The organism is Methylobacterium sp. 37f (genome assembly GCF_023093475.1).
Lineage (GTDB): Bacteria > Pseudomonadota > Alphaproteobacteria > Rhizobiales > Beijerinckiaceae > Methylobacterium.
The window spans coordinates 14,339-26,777 of record NZ_JAGHKN010000003.1; the positions used below are offsets into that span (position 1 = coordinate 14,339).

Below are 12,439 nucleotides of genomic sequence, written 5' to 3' on the forward strand. Positions count from 1 at the left end.
GATCCGGACTCGCGAACGGCGGTTTGGATGGGACGACGCCTGAACCCGCGCGCCGCTTCTGATAATTCCCGTCCCTCCGCCGGTACGAACCGGATCAGGTTCAAGGGTCAGGGCGACGCGCCCAATCTCAGCCCCCGCACTCGGGGCCCCCCTCGGAATGGTTCCAGATTCAAGGTCGGCGTCGCGTTTGTCAATCGTTGCCCTGACAAACCGACGCGGAATGTCGTCCAAGACGAACTTCGTCGCTCAGTCCCGCGTTTACTGATCAGACGTCCGGTCTCTACGATCGGCATGCCACCATAGGATTTCTCCCATGAAGCGCATTCTTCTGGCCTCGGCCGCCCTGGTCGGTGCCCTCTCGATGATTCCCGTGACCGCCGACGCGCGTCCGGGCGGCGGCGGGTTCCGGGGTGGCGGCGGCGGCTTCCACGGCGGCGGAATCGGTGGCGGCGGATTCGGCGGTCGCGGCGGATTCGCGGGCGGCGGCTTCCGCGGTGGCAACTTCGGTGGCGGCGGCTTCCGCGGCGGCTTGGCCCAGGGTGGCTTCAACCGCGGCGGCTTCAACCGGGGTGGTGTGATCGGTGCGGGGGCGGGTCTCGGCGCCGGAGCGGGTTTCGCGGCCAATAACGGCTTCCGGGGCGGCTTCAATCGCGCAGGCTTCGCCGGACACCGAGGCGGCTTCGCGGGACACCGGGGCGGCTTCGATCGGGGCCACTTCGCTGGCCACGGGTATCGTCGCGGCTACGGCGGAATCGGCCTCGGGCTCGGCCTGGGTCTCGCCGGCGCAGGCATCGGCTACGGCCTCGGCAGCGCCTATGGCGGCTATTACGGCGACGATTACTACGCGGGCGGCTACGCACCGGCCTATTACGGCGGTGGCTATGCGCCCTACGGCGGCGCCTACGCCCCGGCCGGCTACGCGGAAACCACGGAAGTCGCGCCTGCCGGCAACGATGTCGCCTACTGCGTCCAGCGCTTCCGCTCCTACGATCGCCGGAGCGGGACCTATCTGGGCAATGACGGCCAGCGCCACGCCTGCCCGTAAGGTCCGAGCCAAGCACGAATCCCCCGATACCCGCGAGGGCCCTGCCGAAAGGCGGGGCCCTCGTGCGTCGAGGAACCCGGGATCCGACTCTGGTCTGCCCTCAGCCGCCCTGCAGGCTCTCGGCGAAATCGTCCGGGATTTCGCCGAAGCTGCCCAGGATGGTGGCGCTTTCCAGTTCGCCCGTCTCGTCGTCGGCCACGACCTTGATCGCCGCCGTGCCGGGGAAGCGGCCGGCCATCGCCTCGGCCTTCTTCAGGGCGCCGCTCTCCGTCACGGCCACCTCCCGGTCGCCCGGCGAGAGCCGCTTGCGCTTGATCACGAAGGTCTGGACCAGGAACGTCGTCTTGAGGGCCATCATGGGTCTCCACCGGCTCCGCGGCGGAGCGAGCCGGGTCCGGGTGCGGAGCGCACCTAGCACGAAAGCCGCGCGATCCTCACGCGCCACGGACGCACCCCCGACCGATCGCCGCCCGCGATCACCAGAGGCGTACGAGCCTGTAGCCGGTGATGACGTCGGCAAGATCGATGCCGAGGCCGGCGGTCAGCCGCAGGCTCGCGCGAAAGAGCGGGCGAGTGAAGACGCCGGAGACCAGGAAGATGCCGAGCAGCACGAGGCTCGAATGCCGGACCATCCGATCCGCCCAGGTCCATATGCCGGACGGGCGTGATGCAGCGGTCCCGGCCCGGGCCGTTGCAGGGCCTGAGATCCAGGGGCGGACGATGTCGTAACCGTCGAGGCCCGGCACGGGCATCAGGCCGAGGATCAGGGCAGTGCCCTGGAACAGCACCGAGACGGCCAGGGCGGCCCGCAGGGTCTCCGCCGCGGGACTGGCCAGGGCATACAGGACCACGAGCGCGACCAGGAAGGCGAGGCTCATCGCCGGGCCGGCCGCGGCGATCATCGACCGGCGCGCCGGACTCGAAACGCCCTCGGGGGACGCGCCGACCCCGCCCGGAAAGCCGAGCCCGCCCAGGATCGTGAACACGGTCGGCAACAGCATCGTCGCCAGCGGATTCGGCGCGCGCAGCGGATCGAGGCTGAGGCTCCCGGCCGCGGGCAGGCCGCAGAGGCGGGCGGCCTCGGCATGGCCGAATTCGTGCAGGCAGAGCCCCAGCACCCACCCGGCCATCAGGAACACGAAGGCGGCGCCCGAGCCTTCCATCAGGTCGGCTCCGATCCCGAAGCCCAACCCGCTGAAGATCAGTCCGACCAGCAGCACGTTCGTGCTCAGGCCGATCCTCCCCTGTCCCCGCACGCGCCCTGCCATGCCCATCAATCCGCGCGGCACTCGACCCTGACCGCCGATGCGGATCGCGGGCGGGCCGCACCGCGATGAGCGCGCAGGACCATGCGGGAGGTGGGGGACGGATCGGGGGCTTTCACGCGACGCAACATCGCTGGTGACACGCCAAAGTCCAGTCCCTACCTGCGTGGAAGCTTGGGATTTTCCGGCCCCGCCGCCGGGACACTGCCGATCGTCGGCACCAGGACCTTGTTCCCACCAAGACCTCGTCGGCACCAAGACCTCGTCGGCACCAACACCTCGTCGAGTCCAATCCCCCGACGGGTCTGATCAGGAGAACACCGTGGGACGACGCGCCCGGCTCTGGCGAGAGGACGACCCGACCACGCACGGCTCCCAGGCGAAGCCGGCGGTCATCTGCCCGCTTTGCGAGCGCGCAATCCCGCCGCACGCCAAGTCGAGCCTGCACCATCTCACCCCGAAGCTGAAGGGCGGCGCGCGAGCCGGCACGGTACGGCTGCACCAAATCTGCCACTCGGCGATCCATGCCCGCTTCAGCGAGGCCGAGATCGCCCGCCGCCTCGCCGACGTCGACGCCTTGCGGGCCGCCCCCGAGATGGCGGAGTTCCTGGCCTGGGTCCGCACCAAGCCCGACGATTTCCACGCCGCGACGCGGATGACCCGCGGGCGCCGGAGCGCCAAGCGCGACCCGCACTGACCGGGACAATCGCCACCGGCTCCTTAACCCCACATTCGGCATGATCCCGGCGCGTTCGGCCGCGTATCCGCCTCCTTAAGGGTCTGCGCCGAAACTGCCCCCCCGGTGGGCAGGGGCGGGATCATGACGGTGGTCGGAGCGGAGCGGCATGCGGGGGTGTCCGCGAAGGAGAGCCACCGGCTCGCCTGGGTGGATGTCGCCAAGGGCCTCTGCATCATCCTCGTGGTGATGATGCATTCGACCCTCGGCACCGGCATCGCGATGGAGGGCGAGGGTTTCCTCCACATTGTGGTGGCCTTCGCGCGCCCGTTCCGAATCCCGGATTTCTTCCTGCTGTCGGGCCTGTTTCTCGGTCGGGTCATCGACCGTGACTGGCGCCTCTTCCTCGACCGGCGCCTCGTGCACTTCGTCTATTTCTACCTCCTCTGGGTGCTGATCCAGTCGGCGGTGAAGTACGGCCAGATCGTCGACGGGGCCGGCCCGGGCGCCTTCGTCGCCCATCTCGCCCAGTCCCTGATCGAGCCCTATTCCACCCTGTGGTTCATCTACCTGCTGGCATTGTTCTCAGTGCTGACCAAGGCCCTTCGGCAGGTGCCCCTGCCGTGGCTCCTCGGCGGCGCGGCCCTGTTGCAGGTGCTGCCGATCCACACCGGGGCGGAGCTCGTCGATGAATTCTGCGACCGCTACGTCTGGTTCCTGGTGGGCTACCTCTTCGCCGAGCGCATCTTCACCTTCGCCGATCTGGTGCAGCGCCACGCCCGCACCGCCCTGATCGGGCTGGCCCTGTGGGCCGTGGTCAACGCCGCCCTGGTCTTCGTCCCGACCGGGTTCCGGGCGGTTCCGGTCCTGGCCGCCCTGCCGGGGCTCGCCCTGATCCTCAGCGGCGCGGGCGCCCTCGCCGTCGTCGCCATCGGCGCCCTGCTGTCCCGCACGGGCGGACCGGTGACAGCGGCCCTGCGGGCCTGCGGCCAGCGTTCGATCGTGATCTACCTGGCGTTCTTCCTGCCGATGGCGTTGACCCGAACGCTGATCGTGAAATCCGGGGTGATCGCCGATATCGGGCTCGCGAGCCTCGTCGTCACCGTGGTGGCGATCCTGGTCCCGCTGGCCTTCGAGCGGCTCGTCCGCCACACGCGCCTGTCGTTCCTGTTCGTGCGGCCCCGGGCGTTCCACATCGTCGGCGAACGGACGCGGCCGGAGGTGGCATCGCTCCGGGCAGTCTGATCCGTCGCGTCGGTAAGGCGCCTGCCAGGCCCCTGGGGCAAGCCGGTCGCGGAACGATCCGGACTCCGCCTCGTTCCCGTCACGGCAGCCGCGGCGGAGAACCGAGGCCGCACCGATCAAGGATAGACGACCGGAGGCCCGGATGGCGACGCGACGTCCTGCACCGCCGACGCCCGGCAAGCCGCCGAGACAGGCGTTCGCCGTCCTGTCGCGGCGACGGCCGCTGGCCGTCCTTTCCCTCGCGGGCCTGATCTCCGGGCTCGCACTCCCGACACCTGCGGCGGCGCAGTACATGGCCCTGACGGCTCCCGCCCCGACACCATCTCAACTCCCGGTACCGCAACCTGTGAGACCGGTCCCGCCGGTGGCCCGCGCGGCCGAGCACGCCTTCAACGGAAGCCTGCCGAACCAGCGCACCGGCCCAAGCCGCCAGCGCGTGGTGCGCGACATCTGCATCGGCTGCGACCGCTGACCGGCCAAGCCGGCAGGCTACAGGCCAAGCTGTCAGGACGGGTCCGACATCTCACGCGCGCTCCGGGTGATGGCCTCGACCATCCCCTGCGACAGGCGCACGAACTGCCCGGTGCCGTGTCCGCGGGTGTCGAGCAGTTCGGCGAAGACCGGCTGGGCCGGCTCATAGGCGAGGGCTGCGCGCGGGCGCGCCTTCCGGCGCTTCTCCCGCAGGCGGTCGGCAAGGGCGGCAGGTACGAACGGATCGCGCAAGCCTGGCAAACTCCTGATGCGACGGCCCGCGGGATCGGCTCGGGCGAGACGAGCGGGGCTTAGAACCGGGGCGGTTGCCGAGAGCTTAAGAGACCGGCATCGACGCGTCCCCGCGGAACCACCTTCGCGCGGCCGAAGTTTGGTCTGCCAAATAAGGAGAAAACTGAATGTCTGACAGCGTGTTGGCCTCCGTGACGGTTCCGTCCCTCCGGGCCGCCCGTGCAGCGCGGGACCGCCTGTCCCGGGCCGGATTCGCTCGCAACAGCGTCGAGATCGACCGCATCGACGACGAGGCCTTCGCCGTCTCGATCGCGATCCGCCCGGAGAACCAGGCCCGCGCCGAGCGCATCCTGAACGGCTCGCCCCTCGGCAACGACCTGCGCGACGCGGGCCAGGCGGCCATGGGCCGGCTCCAGGACAATCGCGGGCTGGCCCTCGGCTTGGCGGCCCTGGCGGGATTCGCCCTGTACGGCCTGATGCGGCGGGACTGACGCCCGGGCAACACCCGCCCGCCACCATTCCCTCGAAACACCTTGGCTCCGCCGGCGCATCGCCTGCGGGGCAACCCGGAGTCGGACGTGGCGAGCCGTTACGGACTGGAGATCCGGGCGGCGACCGGCGCCGACGCATTGGGCCTGTCCGAACTCCTGCGCGCCGCCGGTCAACGCCTCGACCCCGATCGCCTGTCGCAACGGATCGAAGCTTTCCGGCATGGAACAGGGTCGGCCCTCCTGGCCCTGGAATGGGGTCCCCCCAGCGGTCTCATCGTCTGGCACGCCTACCGATCACTCGACGCGGACCTGCCGACGGCCCTAATCACCACCCTGCTGGTCGGACCGGACGAGCGCCGGCGCGGCATCGGCCGCCTCCTGCTCAAGGCGGCCTCCCAGGCCGCTCGCGCCTCCGGATGCGGCACCATCCAGTTGCTGATCGGCCCGGAGCAGCCAGAACTGGCGGCCTTCGGTGCGGCCACCGGCTTCTCCGACATCGGATCGCTCTGGGTCAGGCCGCTGCGCAAGAAAACCTGACGAGAAAGCCTGACGACGAAGCCTGCAGATTCCGAAATTTCCCTGATTTCTCAAAGCGTTGAAAATTCCCCCGGTTAACACCCCTTAAACCCGCCGCAATTACCGTGCGCAAGCAGGGTCGCTCGGATCACGAACGAACCTTGGGGCAGACGGGACGAATGGCGAAGGGACGCGCAGGCGGAGGCAGGGGGGAGCCGAATTTCGACGTGCCCGAGGGGCGCGCCGGAGATCCGGCCGATCTCGACCTGCGCCTCTCGCGGGCCGATCGCCCGGGAGGCGGCGTGGCGCGAGGCGAGTCAGGTTCACGGGGCGGACGGGTTGCGTCGGCCGGGAAGCCCGCGCCCTCCCGCGGGCGCAGCCCCCGCAAGGGGTCGCGCCGGGCGCGCCGCTCGATCCTCGGACGGCTCACCTACGTCACGGTGGTCGTGGGACTCTGGGGCGTGATCGGCATCGCCGGCCTCGTGGCCTATCACGCCTCGCAACTGCCGCCGATCGATCAGCTCGCGGTGCCCAAGCGCCCACCCAACATCGCCATCCTGGCCAGCGACGGCTCGCTGCTGGCCAATCGCGGCGAGACCGGCGGCCGGGTCGTGAGCATCAAGGAATTGCCGCCCTACCTGCCGCGCGCCTTCGTGGCGATCGAGGACCGGCGCTTCTACAGCCATTTCGGGGTCGATCCCGTCGGCATCGCCCGCGCGGTCGCCCAGAACATCACCCGGCGCGGGGTGTCGCAGGGTGGCTCGACCCTGACGCAGCAGCTCGCCAAGAACCTGTTCCTCACCCCGGAACGCTCGGCCTCGCGCAAGATCCAGGAGGCGATCCTGGCCCTGTGGCTGGAGCACAAGTACAGCAAGGACGAGATCCTCGAACTCTACCTGAACCGGGTCTATTTCGGCGCCGGCGCTTACGGCGTCGAGGCGGCGGCCCAGCGCTATTTCGGCAAGCCGGCCAAGGCCGTGACGCTGGCGGAGGCGGCCATGCTCGGCGGCCTCGTGCAGGCACCGTCGCGCCTCGCGCCGAACCGCAACCTTCCCGCCGCCCAGGCCCGCGCCGCCCAGGTGCTCGCCGCCATGGAGGAGCTGGGCTTCGCCAAGCCCGCCGACGTCAAGCTGGCGCTCGCGACCCCGGCCCGACCGGCCGGCATCCGCGGCGGCGGCTCGGCCAATTACGTCGCCGACCTCGTGATGGACGTGCTCGACGACTTCGTGCCGAAGTTCGAGAGCGACATCGTGATTTCCACCACCGTCGAGACCGGCCTGCAGGCGGCCGGCGAGAAGGCGCTGGTGGACGAATTGAACCAGAAGGGGGGCCGCTACAACGTCGGCCAGGGCGCCCTCGTGTCGATGAAGCCGGACGGAGCCATCCGCGCCCTGGTGGGCGGGCGCGATTACGCCCAGAGCCAGTTCAACCGTGCCACCACGGCCAAGCGCCAGCCGGGTTCCTCGTTCAAGCCCTTCGTCTACCTGGCGGCGGTGGAGCTCGGCCTGACCCCCGACACGGTGCGGGAGGATGCGCCGATCAGCATCAAGGGCTGGAGCCCGGAGAATTACTCGCGCGACTATCGCGGGGCCGTGACCCTGCGCGACGCGCTGGCGCTCTCCCTCAACACGGTGGCGGTCCGCCTCGGCCAGGAGGTCGGCCCCAAGGCTGTGGTGCAGACCGCGCAGCGGCTCGGCATCTCCTCTCCGCTCCAGGCCAACGGCTCGATCGCGCTGGGCACCTCGGAGGTGACGCCGCTCGAGATGGTCGGCGCCTACGCGGCCTTCGCCAACGGGGGCACCGGCGTGATCCCCTACATCATCGCCAGCGTGAAGAGCGCCGACGGCAAGGTGCTCTACAAGCGCAAGGACGGCGGCCTCGGCCGGGTCATGGACGCCAACGCCGACGCGATGATGAACGCGATGATGCACGAGACCTTCGTCTCCGGCACCGCTCGGAAGGCCGAGATCCCGGGTTGGGATCTCGCGGGCAAGACCGGCACCAGCCAGGATTTTCGCGATGCCTGGTTCATCGGCTACTCGGCCACCCTGGTGACCGGCGTCTGGCTCGGCAACGACGATGGCGAGCCGACCAAGAAGGTCTCGGGCGGCAACCTGCCGGGCGAGATCTGGAAAGCCTACATGACGGTGGCGCTCAAGGGCCAGACCCCCGTGATGCTCCCCGGCGCCAGGAACTGGCGCAATCGGGCTCCCTCCGAGCCGGCCGTAACCAACAGCACGCCCGGCGGCCTGATCGGCGCCCTCCTGGGCGAGCCGCAGGCGGCCGCCCCTTCGCGCCCGACCGCACGCCACGCCGATGCCGGCCGCGGCCCGAGCCGCGACGACCGCAACTTCCTGGAGAAGCTGTTCGGCGTCGGCGAGTAGCGCCCGGGCACCGCTTGCCGCACCCTGGCCCTGCGCTTCACCAGTAGAGCTGGAACCGGCCGATGAAGGTGTCCGCGTCGAGGGTGCGACCGCCCTGGACGGCGGAGGGGCTGGTATGGGAGCGGACGTAATCCGCCACGATCCGGATGTTGCGGTCGGGATACCAGTTCAGCCCCACCGTGACGTCGCGCTCGATGCCGCCGCGGATTCCGGCATCGTCGAGGTCGATGGCGCTGAAGCGGGTGCCGAGTTCGAATACCCCGATCCCGCCCCGCGAGACCCGGTCGGCTTCCGGCACCTGCACCCCTGAGAAGATCGCATAGGTGGTGCCGTAATCGGGGGCGAGCTTGTAGGCCCGGCCCTTGCCGTTGAGAACGACGCTGGCCTGGATGTAGCCGCCCTGGAAGCCGGCCGACGGCGCCCCGCCGAAGCGGTCGACATCCGTGCGGATGTACTCGGCCTGGACCAGGAACGGCCCGTCGCGATAGGCCGCCTCCAGCCCGATCCGGCGCACCCCCGACGCATCGCGGATGTCACCGGTATCGACGAAGGTGCGCTGGAACAGGAAGGCTTCGGAGCGGCTCGACAGGGCCAGCCCGGACCCGTCGCGGGGCAGGTCGCGCACGCTGCCGGCGAGGCCGAGATGCAGCACGCGGTTCTCCTCGTGGATGACCGCATAAGTGGCGCGTGCCGTGGCGGCGACGCCCTCGCGAGTGACGCCCGTGTTGGCGTTACCGCCGAAGACGCTGGCGACCACCGTCCAGTCCTCGCCGTGCCGGCCGACGGCGAAGCCGAAGTTGCGGGCGGGCGCGAAGGCATCGGCCAGCGAGCGCTCGGTGAACAGGGTGTTGTTGTCGCTGGTGAGCTGATCGAGGCTGAAGGGCTCCTTCATGTTGCCGACGGTCAGCAGGGTGTTCTCGAAGCCCGTATAGGCGGCGGCCGCATCGTTGATCGGCCGCATCGGGTCGGCGAAATCGTATTGGAAGGCGAGTTCCAGGCTCTTGCCGAGGGTCAGATAGCTCTCGATCCACGAGCGCCGCACGGCGAAGTTCTCTGGGAACGGCTCGGGAAACCCGGCTTGGCGGATTCCCGCGACCCCGAAATCGAGCTGCAGCTTGCCGCCGATGCGCAGCTTGGCGACATCGTCCGGGAAGGTCAGGGTGATGCCCTTCTCGTCGATCGTCAGGGTCTCGCCGTTGGGCTGGTACGCATTGCGCGTCTGCACTCGGGCCTCCTCGGCCGCAGCGGGCGCACCGGCTAGGCAGCACAGCCCAAGCCCGAACAATCCAAGATTGTACGGCCCAAGACCGGTCGGACCCAGCCAACGCGCCATCGCTCGCACTCCCTGCATCGACCGGCGCCGCCCTCCAGCGCGGACGGTCCGCCCGTTTTAACCTTGGCCATAGGCCATGGGTTCACCCGACGGATTACAGCATCGGCAGGCTACGCGGACGCGGGCCACGCGGAAAAGCCGCGTCCAGCGCCGCGAGATCCTCCGGCGACAGGGTGATCGCCCCGGCCGCCGCGTTCTCCCGCGCCCGCTCCGGCCGCGCCGTCTTCGGAATGGTGAAACTGCCCTCGGCCCGTGTGAGGAACGCGACCGCGACCGCGCGCGAGGTGGTGCCGTGCGCCTCGGCGATGCGGGCGAGCACGCGGCCGCCGGGACTGCGAGGGTCCGGAAAGTCGCCGCTGCCGAAGGGCGAGTAGCCCACCAGCGCGACTCCGTTGCGCTGGCACCAGGGCAGGACCGCGTGCTCGATGGCGCGCTCCTGCAGGTGATAGAGCACCTGGTTGCAGGCGATCTGCCCCGGCCCGGCGATGGCCAGGGCGGCGTCGAGATCGGCGACATCGAAGTTGCTCACGCCCCAGGACAGGATCTTGCCGGCTTGGCGCAGGGCGTCGAAGCCCGCGATGGTCTCCGCCAGCGGGTGCCGGCCCGGCCAGTGCAGCAGGTAGGCGTCGAGGCGGTCGGTGCCGAGACGCTTCAGCGAGCGCTCGCAGGCGGCGACCACGCCCGCGCGGCTGGCATTGCCCGGCACCACCTTGGAGACGAGGAACACCGCGTCGCGCCGGCCCGCGATCGCCGCGCCCACCAGGGGCTCGGCCTCGCCGTACATCTCGGCGGTGTCGATGTGGGTCATGCCGGCCTTGAGCCCGGCCCGCAGGGTGGCGATGGCGGCGGCGGGATCGGCCTGGTCGAGGTGCCACGTGCCCTGCCCGACCACCGGGACCGCGCGTGCCGTTCCGCCGAAGGTTCTGCTGCGCATGCCCGTCCACTCCCGTCCTGTTGGGTCCCCCTACCAACGCGCGGAGGCCACACCGGTCCCCGTTCCGACGGGGTGCGCCACCTTGGCCTTACTCGCGCCATCATGCGACGGTGATCAGAACGCGGTTCGAAGCTCGGCGCGCCAAGGGGCTGCGCCGCCGGCGGACCCATCCCCGAAGGGGTACATCCGTTGCGCAGCGCTGCTCCCTCCCCCATTCCCGCCGGATCGCCGCCGCCGGACCGTGCCGGGGCGCCGCACGGGGGACGCCGCTGATGCTGCCGCAGCACCGCTGGTTCTGGCTCCTCATCCTCATCGCCTGCGGCGGGGCCGGCCTCCTCTACAACGTGCTCTTCGCCGGCGGCGCCACGCCGCTCGCCGGCATGATCTACGGTCTGGCGGTCGGCGGCACGACCCTGGCCTTCGACCGGGGCATGATTCTCGGCGGGCTCCAAGCGCGAATGCGCCGGATGCCGGCCAAGCTCTACGTTCCGGCGGCCGAACTCGCCTACGTGCTGATGATCGCCGCCGGCATGGCCCTGGGCGGACTTCTGGTCTGGGCTCTCGGGCTGACCGACGACGACCTCAGCCACGCGGTGCGGATCACCCCGCGGGTGCTGGCCTACTGCCTCGCGGTCTCGGCGATGCTGGTCTTCGTCATCCGCATGCGCGACCTCATCGGCGGCGAGGTGTTCGTGAACTTCCTCGTCGGGCGCTATCACCAGCCGGTGCGCGAGGAGCGGATATTCCTGTTCCTCGACGTCGTCGGGTCGACGGCCTTCGCCGAGACCCATGGCGACCTGAAGGCCCAGGCCTATCTGGGCGCGGTCTTCGCCGCGCTCGCGGAACCGGTGCGGCGCAATTCGGGCTCCATCGACGATTATATCGGCGACATGGCGATGATCACCTGGCCCATGGCCCGTGGCCTGAAGGACGCGCGCTGCGTCGCCTGCGTGTTCGACGTGATGGATCGCCTCGAAGCCGAATCCGAGGCCTGGATGGCGCGGTTCGGCACCGTGCCGCGCCTGCGCGCGGCCCTGCACGGCGGCTCGATCGTCACGGCGGAAGTCGGGGTCGACCGACACAAGATCGCGTATTTCGGCGACGCCGTGAACGTGACCGCGCGGATCGAATCCCTGTGTCGCCCCCTCGCCACCGAGATCCTCGTCTCCGACGACCTTCTGGCCCGGATCACCCGCCTGCCCGAGGGCATCCGCGCCCGGTCCCTCGGGGCCCATGCCCTGCGCGGGCGTGGACAACCGCTCAGCGTCTCGACCCTGGAGCGGGTGCCGGCAGCGGTCGCGATGTTGGACGAAACGCCCTTCGCCCAGAGCGTCGCCGCCCAATGACCGACGCCGCCCCGCCCAACCCGATCGTGGTCTACATCGATGCGGATGCCTGCCCGGTGAAGGACGAGACCTATCGGGTCGCCGGCCGCTACGGGCTCCACGTGTTCGTGGTGGCCAACAGCTTCATGGCCCTGCCGCGGGAACCCTGGATCGAGCGGGTGGTGGTCAGCGACGGCTTCGATGCCGCCGACGATTGGATCGCCGAGCGGGCGCGGCCGGGGGCCATCGTGATCACCGCGGACGTCCCGCTGGCCAGCCGCTGCGTGAAGGCGGGGGCGGAGGTGATCGGCCCCAACGGCAAGCCGTTCAGCGAGAGCGGAATCGGCATGGCGCTGGCCACCCGCAACCTGATGCAGGACCTGCGCGAGGCCGGGGCGATCACCGGCGGCCCGAAGCCGTTCTCGGCCCGTGACCGCTCCGCATTCCTCGGCGTCCTCGACCGCACGGTGATGCGGCTCAAGCGGGGCGGGTTCGGCTGAGC

Annotated in this window: 14 protein-coding genes and 1 riboswitch; of the genes, 9 read left to right on the forward strand and 5 right to left on the reverse strand. The window is 70.2% G+C overall.

Going from position 1 to position 12,439, the window contains the following annotated elements; all coding sequences use genetic code 11:
- Nucleotides 1–54: 54 nt before the first annotated feature.
- A riboswitch (TPP riboswitch) is annotated at nt 55–163 on the reverse strand.
- Between the two features lie 150 nt (nt 164–313).
- Nucleotides 314–1,045 carry a BA14K family protein gene (locus J7U37_RS02730; RefSeq protein WP_247634748.1) on the forward strand — a complete coding sequence of 244 codons (732 nt, stop codon included), beginning with the start codon at nt 314–316 and terminating at the stop codon, nt 1,043–1,045.
- A gap of 100 nt (nt 1,046–1,145) precedes the next feature.
- On the opposite strand, the gene J7U37_RS02735 is transcribed toward J7U37_RS02730, so the two are convergent.
- The gene (locus J7U37_RS02735) at nt 1,146–1,400 is read right to left on the reverse strand and encodes a hypothetical protein (RefSeq protein ID WP_056485910.1); all 255 of its coding nucleotides are present in this window, start codon (nt 1,398–1,400) and stop codon (nt 1,146–1,148) included.
- 121 nt (nt 1,401–1,521) lie between these two features.
- Nucleotides 1,522–2,313, reverse strand: coding sequence for a site-2 protease family protein (locus tag J7U37_RS02740; protein WP_247634749.1), 792 nt, complete (start codon nt 2,311–2,313; stop codon nt 1,522–1,524).
- Nucleotides 2,314–2,632: 319 nt separating this feature from the next.
- On the opposite strand from J7U37_RS02740, the gene J7U37_RS02745 reads away from it, so the two are divergent.
- The 3 genes from J7U37_RS02745 (at nt 2,633) to J7U37_RS02755 (ending at nt 4,703) form a co-directional block, all read left to right on the forward strand.
- Complete coding sequence (locus tag J7U37_RS02745; protein ID WP_056182222.1) at nt 2,633–3,007, forward strand: hypothetical protein; 375 nt, start codon at nt 2,633–2,635, stop codon at nt 3,005–3,007.
- 123 nt (nt 3,008–3,130) lie between these two features.
- On the forward strand, nt 3,131–4,231 hold the full coding sequence (locus tag J7U37_RS02750) for an acyltransferase family protein (protein WP_056182219.1): 1,101 nt from the start codon (nt 3,131–3,133) through the stop codon (nt 4,229–4,231).
- 142 nt (nt 4,232–4,373) lie between these two features.
- Complete coding sequence (locus J7U37_RS02755; protein WP_247634750.1) at nt 4,374–4,703, forward strand: hypothetical protein; 330 nt, start codon at nt 4,374–4,376, stop codon at nt 4,701–4,703.
- Nucleotides 4,704–4,735: 32 nt separating this feature from the next.
- On the opposite strand, the gene J7U37_RS02760 is transcribed toward J7U37_RS02755, so the two are convergent.
- Nucleotides 4,736–4,954, reverse strand: a complete 219-nt coding sequence (locus J7U37_RS02760) for a hypothetical protein (protein ID WP_056182216.1) — start codon at nt 4,952–4,954, stop codon at nt 4,736–4,738.
- A 167-nt stretch (nt 4,955–5,121) separates the two neighbouring features.
- On the opposite strand from J7U37_RS02760, the gene J7U37_RS02765 reads away from it, so the two are divergent.
- The 3 genes from J7U37_RS02765 to J7U37_RS02775 all read left to right on the forward strand — a co-directional run bounded on the left by J7U37_RS02765 (nt 5,122) and on the right by J7U37_RS02775 (nt 8,345).
- Nucleotides 5,122–5,445: a hypothetical protein gene (locus J7U37_RS02765; protein ID WP_056484710.1), complete on the forward strand. Its 324-nt coding sequence runs from the start codon at nt 5,122–5,124 to the stop codon at nt 5,443–5,445.
- Between the two features lie 87 nt (nt 5,446–5,532).
- Entirely contained in the window at nt 5,533–5,982 is a 450-nt protein-coding gene (locus J7U37_RS02770) for a GNAT family N-acetyltransferase (RefSeq protein WP_247634751.1), read from the forward strand.
- A 158-nt stretch (nt 5,983–6,140) separates the two neighbouring features.
- On the forward strand, nt 6,141–8,345 hold the full coding sequence (locus J7U37_RS02775; protein WP_247634752.1) for a PBP1A family penicillin-binding protein: 2,205 nt from the start codon (nt 6,141–6,143) through the stop codon (nt 8,343–8,345).
- A 37-nt stretch (nt 8,346–8,382) separates the two neighbouring features.
- Here J7U37_RS02775 and J7U37_RS02780 read toward each other — a convergent pair whose 3' ends face one another.
- Complete coding sequence (locus tag J7U37_RS02780; RefSeq protein ID WP_247634753.1) at nt 8,383–9,678, reverse strand: porin; 1,296 nt, start codon at nt 9,676–9,678, stop codon at nt 8,383–8,385.
- A gap of 94 nt (nt 9,679–9,772) precedes the next feature.
- On the reverse strand, nt 9,773–10,612 hold the full coding sequence (locus J7U37_RS02785; RefSeq protein WP_247634754.1) for an aldo/keto reductase: 840 nt from the start codon (nt 10,610–10,612) through the stop codon (nt 9,773–9,775).
- A 272-nt stretch (nt 10,613–10,884) separates the two neighbouring features.
- On the opposite strand from J7U37_RS02785, the gene J7U37_RS02790 reads away from it, so the two are divergent.
- Complete coding sequence (locus tag J7U37_RS02790) at nt 10,885–11,958, forward strand: adenylate/guanylate cyclase domain-containing protein (RefSeq protein WP_247634755.1); 1,074 nt, start codon at nt 10,885–10,887, stop codon at nt 11,956–11,958.
- Nucleotides 11,955–12,437, forward strand: a complete 483-nt coding sequence (locus tag J7U37_RS02795) for a YaiI/YqxD family protein (protein ID WP_056182200.1) — start codon at nt 11,955–11,957, stop codon at nt 12,435–12,437. Before J7U37_RS02790 ends, J7U37_RS02795 begins: the two co-directional genes overlap by 4 nt.
- The last annotated feature ends 2 nt before the right edge of the window (nt 12,438–12,439 follow it).

What these genes read in the sequence shown, in the direction of transcription:
- J7U37_RS02730 (WP_247634748.1), top strand. Translation starts at nt 314, where the DNA reads ATGAAGCGCATTCTTCTGGCCTCGGCCGCCCTGGTCGGTGCCCTCTCG.
- J7U37_RS02735 (WP_056485910.1), bottom strand. Translation starts at nt 1,400, where the DNA reads ATGGCCCTCAAGACGACGTTCCTGGTCCAGACCTTCGTGATCAAGCGC.
- J7U37_RS02740 (WP_247634749.1), bottom strand. Translation starts at nt 2,313, where the DNA reads ATGGCAGGGCGCGTGCGGGGACAGGGGAGGATCGGCCTGAGCACGAAC.
- J7U37_RS02750 (WP_056182219.1), top strand. Translation starts at nt 3,131, where the DNA reads ATGACGGTGGTCGGAGCGGAGCGGCATGCGGGGGTGTCCGCGAAGGAG.
- J7U37_RS02755 (WP_247634750.1), top strand. Translation starts at nt 4,374, where the DNA reads ATGGCGACGCGACGTCCTGCACCGCCGACGCCCGGCAAGCCGCCGAGA.
- J7U37_RS02765 (WP_056484710.1), top strand. Translation starts at nt 5,122, where the DNA reads ATGTCTGACAGCGTGTTGGCCTCCGTGACGGTTCCGTCCCTCCGGGCC.
- J7U37_RS02775 (WP_247634752.1), top strand. Translation starts at nt 6,141, where the DNA reads ATGGCGAAGGGACGCGCAGGCGGAGGCAGGGGGGAGCCGAATTTCGAC.
- J7U37_RS02780 (WP_247634753.1), bottom strand. Translation starts at nt 9,678, where the DNA reads ATGGCGCGTTGGCTGGGTCCGACCGGTCTTGGGCCGTACAATCTTGGA.
- J7U37_RS02785 (WP_247634754.1), bottom strand. Translation starts at nt 10,612, where the DNA reads ATGCGCAGCAGAACCTTCGGCGGAACGGCACGCGCGGTCCCGGTGGTC.
- J7U37_RS02790 (WP_247634755.1), top strand. Translation starts at nt 10,885, where the DNA reads ATGCTGCCGCAGCACCGCTGGTTCTGGCTCCTCATCCTCATCGCCTGC.
- J7U37_RS02795 (WP_056182200.1), top strand. Translation starts at nt 11,955, where the DNA reads ATGACCGACGCCGCCCCGCCCAACCCGATCGTGGTCTACATCGATGCG.